We start from the raw sequence: 7894 nt of genomic DNA, 5'->3' as shown, positions 1-7894 counted from the left end.
CTGTACGCCAGAACACGCCTGTGCACGGTCAATCGCCAGCAGTCCGAACCCCTGACCATCTGCACCTACGTCCAGCCACCCCGGCGGCCTGAGTGACCCCACGGTCCCGACCCCCCGGTGAGACACGGCCAGGGGGCGGGCTACGGTCCGGCCATGCCGATCAAGGGCGGGGATCCACGGGCAGCGCCCTAGCGCACCGTCTGCGTGTGGACGTACTCCACGAGTCGGGTCAGGGCGTCCGGGTCCGTGCTGGGCATGACGCCGTGGCCGAGGTTGAAGATGTGGCCCTCCAGGCCGGCGGCCGAGTCGAGGACCTCGCGGGTCTTGGTCTCGACGGCCGCTGTGCCGGCGAACAGGACGGTCGGGTCGAGGTTGCCCTGGAGCGCCTTGCCGGGGCCGACGCGGCGGGCGGCCTCGTCGAGCGGGACGCGCCAGTCGACGCCGACGACGTCCGCGCCGGCCTCGCCCATGAGGCCCAGCAGTTCGCCGGTGCCGACGCCGAAGTGGATGCGCGGGACGCCGTACCCAACGACGGCGTCGAAGACCTTCGCGGAGGCGGGCAGCACCGAGCGGCGGTAGTCCGTGGGGGCCAGCGCGCCGGCCCAGGAGTCGAAGAGCTGGACGGCCGAGGCGCCCGCCTCGATCTGGACCTTGAGGAACGCGGCCGTGATCTCGGCGAGGCGGTCGAGCAGGTCGGCCCAGAGCTCGGGGTCGCCGTACATCATCGCCTTGGCGTTCTCGTAGGTGCGGGACGGGCCGCCCTCGACGAGGTAGCTGGCGAGGGTGAAGGGCGCGCCGGCGAAGCCGATGAGCGGGGTCTCGCCGAGCTCGGCGGTGAGCAGCTGGATCGCCTCGGTGACGTAGGAGACGTCCTCGGGGGTCAGATCGCGGAGCTGGGCGAGGTCGGCGCGGCTGCGGATCGGCTTCTCGACGACCGGGCCGACGCCGGGCTTGATGTCGAGGTCGATGCCGATGGCCTTCAGCGGGACCACGATGTCGCTGAAATAGATCGCCGCGTCCACGTGGTGCCGGCGGACCGGCTGGAGGGTGATCTCGGTGACCAGCTCGGGCCGCATGCACGACTCCAGCATCCCGACGCCCTCGCGCACCTTCAGGTACTCCGGCAGCGAGCGCCCGGCCTGCCGCATGAACCACACCGGTGTGTGCGGCACGGGCTCACGCCTGCACGCCTTCAGGAAGGCGGAGTTGTACGTGGCGGTCGGCTGGTGGCCCGAGGGGCTGGCGTTGGCACTCACGAGGCAAAGTCTCGCACGCCCGCCCGACCCCGACGGCCCGGGCTGTGGACAACCCGGAGACGGCTGTTTCCGGCCACGGCTTCGGGTGGCCGGCCCGGCCTCCGTTCGCTGAGCGCGATGCGACAGTGACCCAGCGCACGGGTGTCTTGCCCTGCGCCGAGGCCCCGTTCCCCTTAATGTTCCGGCATGGCTGCGGCTCAGGGACGACTGTCGGACGACGCTGGCGGAATGGACGACGCGAAAGAGGGGGAGCGCGATGCGATGGAGACGGCACCCTTGCCGTTCCGCTCCGCCGTCGAAGCGCTGCGGACCACACGACTGCGGCCGGAGATCGAGATCGAGTCCACCAGGCCGCCCCAGCGGCTCGCGCCGTTCGCGTACGCGCTGGAGGCCGCGGTCGTCGAGGGCGACGAGGATCTGGCCGACGGCCGGCTCGTCCTGCTGCACGACCCGGCGGGGCACGACGCCTGGCAGGGGTCCTTCCGGCTGGTGACCCTGGTCCGCGCGGAGTTGGAGCCCGAGATGGCGGCGGACCCCCTGCTGCCGGAGGTGTGCTGGTCGTGGCTGACGGGCGCGCTGCAGTCCCGCGGGCTGTCGTACGGCGAACCGAGCGGCACGGTGACGCGGGCGGGCTCGCACTACTTCGGCGGGCTGTCCGCCCGGCCGGCCGCCTCGCAGATCGAGATCCGGGCGTCCTGGACCCCACGTGAGGTCCTGGGCGGCGTTCCCGACACCGCCGCGCACCTCGCCTCCTGGTGCGACCTGCTCGCCCAGATCGCGGGGCTGCCGCCGGCGGTCGACGCGGGCGACGCGGCCGTGGTGAGCCTGCCGCAGCGGCGGGGGCCCCAGTCACGCTGACCACCGTGCAGTACTTCGCGGGACGAGGACCGTGCGCCACGCGCACGGTCCTTTTTGGTGTGTGTCGCCACGCCGATCGAAACCATCACTTTGTCGATACGGCCACTTTCGGCCGCGTATCGACGTGAAGCGACACCGTTCGATCTTCGAATGATCGAAGACGTGTCCGAATTGCACGTATTGTTACTCACCAAATCGTGATCATTCTCTAAAGGAGCATGGGTTTGGTGCCGAAGACCTCTGTGACCTTGAAAGCACGGTTCGTCCCGGCTTCAACCCCACGAGCCCCGCGAACCGGCCCCCGTCCCGCACCCAGGAGGCCTGGTGTCCGTTCTCCTCGAGCAGCCCGCAAGCCTGGTCGCCTACCGTCCGAACAAGCCGACCGCGATGGTGGTCGTGGCAGATCCGCGCGTTCGGTCCACTGTCACCCGCCATCTCTGGGCTCTCGGTGTCCGCGATGTCATCGAGGCCTCGTCCATCGCCGAGGCCCGTCCCCGCGTCGGCAACCCCCGTGACATCTGCGTCGCGGACGTCCACCTGCCGGACGGCTCCGGCCTGACCCTCCTCTCCGAGACCCGCGCGGCGGGGTGGCCCAACGGCCTCGCCCTCTCGGCCGCCGACGACATCGGCGCCGTTCGCAACGCCCTCGCGGGCGGTGTGAAGGGCTACGTCGTCACCGGCACCCGCAACAACATCGGCCTGCCCAGCCGCCCCGGCGCCGCGCCCATCGGCTCCGCCCACCGTATGCACCGCCGCCCTCCGGGCTCCCCCAGCCACCCGGGCGGCTACCGGGAACTGTCGGGCCGCGAGGTCGAGGTGCTCCGCCTGGTCGCGGAGGGACAGTCGAACAAGGCGATCGGCGTCTCGATGGGCCTGTCCGCACTCACGGTCAAGAGCCACTTGGCCCGAATCGCACGCAAGCTCGGCACCGGCGACCGCGCCGGAATGGTGGCGGTGGCCCTGCGCACGGGGATCATCCACTGACACCACGGACCCGGAGACCGGGAGGGGCCGGGATCGTCCATCGATGCCCGACCCCTCCCGGTTCGCCGGGAACATTCACTGACACGTGTGACACGTGACTGGTTTACGCCCCTGGAAGGCCCGTCGACGGAACGTTCCGTCGGCGGGCCATGTCCATACACAGATACCCTTGACAGGTGACCGACGCCCAAGAGACCGCAGCAGACAGCACCCTGCGAACCACCGGAGGCGCCCCTCCGGACGACGGCGGATCTTCTGAAGCGGGGGCGCCCACCCCTTTGCTGGAGCCCCGGGACGGCATTCCGCCCGTCATCGCCGACGAGTCCTCGCTCGCCGCGGTGATCGCCGCCTTCGCCGCCGGTTCCGGCCCCGTCGCCGTGGACGCCGAACGCGCGTCCGGATACCGCTACGGCCAGCGGGCCTATCTGGTGCAGCTGCGCCGCGAGGGCGCGGGCACCGCGCTCATCGATCCCGTCGCCTGCCCCGACCTCTCCGGCCTCGGCGAAGCGCTCTCCGGCGTCGAGTGGGTGCTCCACGCCGCCACCCAGGACCTGCCCTGTCTGCGCGAGATAGACATGATCCCGACGCGGATCTTCGACACCGAGCTGGCCGGGCGGCTCGCCGGGTTCCCCCGGGTCGGCCTCGGCGCGATGGTCGAGGGCGTCCTCGGCTTCGTCCTCGAAAAGGGCCACTCCGCGGTCGACTGGTCGACCCGCCCGCTGCCCGAGCCGTGGCTCCGGTACGCCGCCCTCGACGTGGAACTCCTCGTGGACCTGCGCGACGCCCTGGAGAAGGAGCTGGACCGGCAGGGCAAGCTCGACTGGGCCCGCCAGGAGTTCGACGCGATCTCCTCGGCCCCGCCGGCTGAACCGCGCAGGGACCCGTGGCGCCGTACGTCCGGGATGCACAAGGTACGGCGTCGGCGGCAGATGGCGGTCGTACGGGAGCTGTGGGAGACGCGGGACCGGATCGCGCAACGGCGGGATGTGTCGCCGGGCAAGGTGCTGAGCGACGCGGCGATCGTGGAGGCGGCGCTCGGCCTGCCCGCCGACGCGACGGCGCTAGCCGCGCTGAACGGGTTCGGGCATCGGATGGGGCGGCGGCAGCTGGAGCAGTGGCAGGTGGCCGTGGACCGGGCCAAGGCCCTTCCCGAGACCGCGCTGCCGGCCCATGGGCAGCCGGTGACCGGGCCGCCGCCGCCGAAGGCCTGGGCGGACAAGGACCCGGCCGCCGCGGCTCGGCTCTCGGCGGCTCGGGCCGGGGTGTCCGCGCTGGCCGAGCAGCTCAATATGCCGCAGGAGAATCTGATCACTCCGGATACGGTGCGGCGGGTTTGCTGGGAGCCGCCGGTCACGGCTGACGCCGAGTCGATCTCCCGGGCCCTGGCGGGGTATGGGGCGCGGCCGTGGCAGGTTGAGCTGGTTACGCCGGTGTTGGTGGGGGCGTTGTCCGCCGCGGCGAAGCTCAAGGGGGCCTAGTCGCCGTAGGGGTGCGGTTTCGTCGGCGGGTGCGGGTTTGTTGTGGCTGGTCGCGCAGTTCCCCGCGCCCCTTGACTGCGCTTCCCTGCCCGGCGCTTGATGGATGCCCCTACTTCGTCGCTCCTCTCGTGAAGCCGTTGTAGATGAATCTCTGTAGGGCCAGGAAGACGATCAGGGTCGGGAGGATGACCAGGACCGCTCCTGCCGAGATCGTCTCCCAGTGGGCGCCGAAGGGGCCCTTGAAGCGGAAGAGGGAGGTCGAGATCACGCCGAGATCGTCGGAGGGCATGTAGAGGAAAGGGATGTAGAAGTCGTTGTAGACGGTGATGCCCTTGACGATGACGACGGTGGCGATCGCGGGTTTCAGGAGCGGGAAGATGATCTTTCGGTAGATCGTGAAGGCGTTGGCACCGTCCAGGCGGGCCGACTCGTCGAGGGAGATCGGGATCGATCTCACGAACTGCAGGAAGATGTAGATCGAGACGATGTCGGTGCCCATGTAGAGGGCGATCGGGGCCCAGAGGGTGTCGAACATGCCGAAGCTGTCGACGATCTGGAAGGTCGCGACCTGGGTGGTGACGCCGGGGACGAGGGTGGCGACGAGGAAGAGCGCGACCACCAGTTTCCGGAAGCGGAAGGTGAAGCGGTCGATCGCGTAGGCCGCCATCGAGCCGATGAGGACCGTGCCGCTGACCGCGAAGAAGAGGATGAAGGCCGTGTTGCCGAGGGCGGCGAGCATCTCGCCGTCGTGGAAGGCCGTCGCGTAGTTCTCGAAGTTCAGGAGGCTGTCCGGCAGCGTGAGTGCGCCACTGTCGTCGGCCATCTGCCGTTCGGTCTTGAGCGAGGTCAGCAGGACCACGAGGAGGGGCAGCAGGACCACGACCGACGCGCCGACCAGGGACAGGTAGGTGAGGGTGCGGGCCACTCGCCTGCGGACCACCGGGGTTGGGGTCGTCAGTGTCGTCATACGAGGTCCACCCTGTCGTCGGGGACCAGTCGGCGCTGCAGCCACGTCACCGCCAGGATGATCAGCAGCAGGACGACCGCGGCGGCGGACGCGAGGCCCGTCTTGTTGAACTGGAAGGCGAGCTTCACCGTCTGGATCACGAAGGTCTCGGTGCCGGTGGCGCCGCCGGTCATGATGTACGGGATCTCGAAGACCGACAGCGAGCCGGAGATCGAGAGGATCACGCTCAGGCTCAGGACCGGGCGGATGCCCGGCGCGATGATGTACCGGAACTGGTGCCAGCGGTTGGCGCCGTCGAGCTCCGCGGCCTCGTAGAGCTCCCCCGGGATCGACTGGATCGCGCCGAGGAAGAGCACGAAGTTCAGGCCCATGTAGCGCCAGACGGAGACCCCCGCGAGGGAGACGTTCGCGGAGGTCGAGGTGCCCAGCCAGGCGCGGTCGGACTCGTAGCCGAAGAGGGCGAGGACCGAGTCGAGGGTGCCGCCGTCCTGGAAGAAGTAGAGGAAGACGAAGCCGATCGCCACGCCGTTGATCAGGTACGGGAAGAAGAGGATGCCCTTGAAGAGGTTCCGGAAGCGGATGTTGAAGCTGAGGATCGTCGCGAAGTAGAGGGCGGCGGCGATCTGGACGGCTGACGCGGCCAGGTAGTAGCCGCTGACGAAGAAGACCTGGAACAGCTCGGGGCGGGTGAAGATCTCGATGTAGTTCTCGGTGCCCGTGTAGTTCAGCTCGGGGCTGACGCCGTCCCAGTCGGTGAAGCTGTACGCCAGCATGTTGGCGACCGGGGCGTAGGTGAAGGCGATCAGGAGGGCCAGCGGGGCGGCGAGGAAGAGCCAGGGGGTGACCTTCCGCCAGAGGCGCACCTTGCGTGGGGCCCGCCGGGGCGTGGGGGGCGGAGGCGCGGCCGTCGGGGGCCGCGCCTCCTTCTCCGTCGCGTGCGAGGGGGTGGTCGTACGCGTACGGGTCATCAGGACCCCACGGTCTTCTCTGCCTCGGTCCAGCGCTTGCCCAGGTCGGCGAGGAAGTCGTCGAGGCTGCCGTCCTTGGCGCCGCGGGCGAGGTCGACCAGGTCCTGGCGGTAGGCGGGGCCGTAGATGCCGACCTCGGAGGCGCCGTCGATCTCCTTGACCACTGCGCCCTTGGCGTCGTCCAGCTCGATGAGCTTCACACCGGCCTCCTCGTACGGCTTCAGGGCCGCGGGGAGCGGGGCGTCCTTGAGGACGGAGGGCAGCAGGTTGTCGTCCGCGTAGCCGGACTCGGTGGAGAACCAGTCGATCCAGGCGCGGGCCGCCTCCTTGTGGTCGGAGTTGATGTTGACGGCCTGCTGGTAGTCGGGGCTGAGGACCGCGCAGAACTTGCCGTCGACCTGGGCCGGGAACGGCATGAAGCCGATGTCGTCCGGGTCGGTGCCGGCCTTCTCGGCGGCCTGCCGGAACTGCAGGACCGCCCAGGAGCCGAGCCACGCGGTGGCGATCTCGCCCTTCGCCAACCGGGGCTTGGAGCCCTCCCAGTTGGTGGTCGTCGGGTCCTTCTCGATCAGGCCCTGCTTCACGATGTCGTGGAGCAGGGTGTCTGCGACGCGCAGGTCGGCGCCCTCGGCCCACGGGTCGCCCTCACTCAGCGCCGTGGTGGCCCCGGTGTCGCAGCTGACCGAGCCGTTGACGTAGGTCCAGGACGTGAGCGGCCACTGGGCGGCGAAGTTGGTGTAGTACGGCACCGCGTCCGTCTTGGACTTGATGGCCGCCAGGTCGGTGAGGAACTCGTCCGGTGTGGTCGGCCAGTCGGTGACGCCGGCCTCGGCCCAGACCTTCTTGTTGTAGACGAAGCCGGGGGTGCCGCCGTTCGTGGTCTGGCCGTAGACCTTGCCGTCGACCGCGGTGAAGTCGGTGAAGCGGTACTTCTCGCTCAGCTCCTTCTCGGTGCCCAGCGAGGCGAAGAACTTGGGGTAGTCGTTCTTCTTGATGACGGCCGGGATCATCAGGACGTCACCGTAGTTCTCGGTGTTCATCCGGATCTTGACCTCGGCCTCGTAGTCCGTGAGGGCCTCGAACTCGACCTTGACCTTCGGATAGGTCTTGTTGAAGTCGTCCGCGTACTTCTTCATCGTGCCGTCCTGCACGATGTCGGTGCGGTGGGTGAGGACCTTGATGGTGCCCGAGACCTTTGACGGATCGTCAGGAGCCTTGGCGTCGGCGCCTTCCGAGCTGCCTCCGCTGCCGGTGCAGCCCGAGGCGAGAAGTGCTGCCGCGATCAGTGTTCCGGTGAGCGTCCTTCGGTGGTTCATGTGCACCAGCTCCGTTCGGGACGGATGAGCACGGGTGGGTTGGCTGATTCGGCACTCTGGCAGCCGG

At 69.3% G+C, this 7894-nt stretch carries 7 protein-coding genes; 3 read left to right on the top strand and 4 right to left on the bottom strand.

The window, feature by feature from the left end; all coding sequences use genetic code 11:
• Positions 1-188 precede the first annotated feature (188 nt).
• Entirely contained in the window at positions 189-1256 is a 1068-nt protein-coding gene (gene hemE / locus I8N67_RS32010) for a uroporphyrinogen decarboxylase (RefSeq protein WP_200307745.1), read from the bottom strand.
• 228 nt (positions 1257-1484) lie between these two features.
• Between hemE and I8N67_RS32005 the strand changes: the two genes are divergently transcribed.
• The 3 genes from I8N67_RS32005 to I8N67_RS31995 all read left to right on the top strand — a co-directional run bounded on the left by I8N67_RS32005 (position 1485) and on the right by I8N67_RS31995 (position 4576).
• Positions 1485-2114 (top strand): DUF3000 domain-containing protein, encoded by a 630-nt coding sequence (locus I8N67_RS32005; RefSeq protein ID WP_200307744.1) that lies wholly within the window; start codon positions 1485-1487, stop codon positions 2112-2114.
• Positions 2115-2438: 324 nt separating this feature from the next.
• On the top strand, positions 2439-3098 hold the full coding sequence (locus I8N67_RS32000) for a helix-turn-helix transcriptional regulator (protein WP_200307743.1): 660 nt from the start codon (positions 2439-2441) through the stop codon (positions 3096-3098).
• A gap of 176 nt (positions 3099-3274) precedes the next feature.
• A complete protein-coding gene (locus tag I8N67_RS31995; RefSeq protein ID WP_200307742.1) occupies positions 3275-4576 on the top strand; it encodes an HRDC domain-containing protein in 1302 nt (433 codons plus the stop codon).
• 109 nt (positions 4577-4685) lie between these two features.
• Here the strand turns inward: I8N67_RS31995 and I8N67_RS31990 are convergent, their stop codons facing one another.
• Genes I8N67_RS31990 through I8N67_RS31980 form a run of 3 tightly spaced genes read right to left on the bottom strand, consistent with a single transcriptional unit; the run spans position 4686 to position 7827 of the window.
• Positions 4686-5543: a carbohydrate ABC transporter permease gene (locus I8N67_RS31990; protein WP_234046629.1), complete on the bottom strand. Its 858-nt coding sequence runs from the start codon at positions 5541-5543 to the stop codon at positions 4686-4688.
• Positions 5540-6511: a carbohydrate ABC transporter permease gene (locus tag I8N67_RS31985; RefSeq protein WP_200307741.1), complete on the bottom strand. Its 972-nt coding sequence runs from the start codon at positions 6509-6511 to the stop codon at positions 5540-5542. Before I8N67_RS31985 ends, I8N67_RS31990 begins: the two co-directional genes overlap by 4 nt.
• Complete coding sequence (locus tag I8N67_RS31980) at positions 6511-7827, bottom strand: ABC transporter substrate-binding protein (protein WP_200307740.1); 1317 nt, start codon at positions 7825-7827, stop codon at positions 6511-6513. The genes I8N67_RS31985 and I8N67_RS31980 overlap by 1 nt, the downstream gene beginning before the upstream one ends.
• Positions 7828-7894 lie beyond the last annotated feature (67 nt).

This window comes from Streptomyces adelaidensis (genome assembly GCF_016598475.1).
GTDB classification, from domain to species: Bacteria; Actinomycetota; Actinomycetes; order Streptomycetales; family Streptomycetaceae; genus Streptomyces; species Streptomyces adelaidensis.
Note: the sequence above shows the minus strand (reverse complement) of the source record. Positions and strands in the feature narration are given on the sequence as shown.